Source organism: Cellulomonas bogoriensis 69B4 = DSM 16987 (genome assembly GCF_000767165.1).
GTDB lineage: Bacteria > Actinomycetota > Actinomycetes > Actinomycetales > Cellulomonadaceae > Actinotalea > Actinotalea bogoriensis.
In genome coordinates, this window is record NZ_AXCZ01000344.1 from 1 (window position 1) to 1,134 (window position 1,134).

Annotated in this window: 2 protein-coding genes; both read left to right on the forward strand. The window is 76.6% G+C overall.

The window, feature by feature from the left end; translation table 11 throughout:
- Window positions 1–796, forward strand: a 796-nt coding sequence (locus N869_RS15265) for an alpha/beta fold hydrolase (protein ID WP_052105652.1), incomplete at its 5' end; no start/stop codon positions are given.
- Window positions 797–877: 81 nt separating this feature from the next.
- A partial coding sequence (locus N869_RS15270) for an FAD-dependent oxidoreductase (RefSeq protein ID WP_035063093.1) occupies window positions 878–1,134 on the forward strand: 257 nt, incomplete at its 3' end.

Genomic DNA, 1,134 nt, shown 5'->3' on the forward strand with positions numbered 1-1,134 from the left:
CCGGGTGTGGTGCACCCTGCCCAGCGGCGCCGGCCGCCGACGTGACCACCGTCCCCGTGCCGGTGAGGTCCGGCGCCTGGCGACCGCCCGGGGCGGGGACGTCGTCACCGAGACGTGGGGCGAGGGCCCGGTCGTCTACCTCATGCACGGGTGGGGCGGCTGGCGCGGCCAGCTCGGGGCGTTCGTCGAGCCGCTCGTGGCCGCCGGGCACCAGGTCGTCGCGTTCGACGCCCCCGGTCACGGCGACGCCGACCCCGGCCTCATGGGCGCCGGGTACGGCACGCTCGTGGAGATGACCGAGACCCTCGAGCTCGTGCACCGCACCCACGGCCCCGCGGCCGGGATCGTCGCGCACTCGTTGAGCTGCGTCGCCGCCGCCAGCGTCGTCCGCGCGGGCGTCACCACCGAGCGCCTCGTCCTCATCGCCCCCGGGCCCGGGTTCGACCAGATCACCCGCCACTTCACCGGTGCGCTGGGACTGTCCGACCGCACCCGCGCCCACCTGGACCAGCAGGTCCTGCACTACACCGGCCACCCCGTCACCCACTTCTCCCTACCGGGCCTCGGCGCCGACGGCGCGATGCCCCCCACGCTCGTCGTCCACGACCGCCACGACAAGGAGACCGCGCACGCGATCGGGGCCGAGGTCGCCGCGACCTGGCCCGACGCCACGCTCCTGACCACCGAGGGCCTCGGCCACCACCGGCTGCTCGCCGACCCGGCGACCGTGGCCGCCGTCACCGCGCACCTCACCGCTGCCCGCGCCCTGCAGGAACATCCCACCACCGGGACGTAGGGCCCAGCGGCCCCTGACGGTGCCGACCTAGCGTGCACGAGGCCGCGCACACCGGGCCGACCCCGACCCAGGAGCCGCCGCATGGGACCGACCAGTCACCTGCCTCGCGCCGTGGTCGTCGGCGGAGGGGTCACCGGACTGGTCGCCGCCCGCCGCCTGCACCAGGCCGGGCACGAGGTCACCCTCCTGGAGTCCGGGCCCGTGCTCGGGGGCCAGATCCGCACCGGGACCGTCGCCGGCACCACCCTCGACGTCGGCGCCGAGTCCCTGCACCTGGCCGCCCCCGCCGTCCGCGCCCTGGTCACCGAGCTCGACCTGGACGCCGACCGCGTGGACGC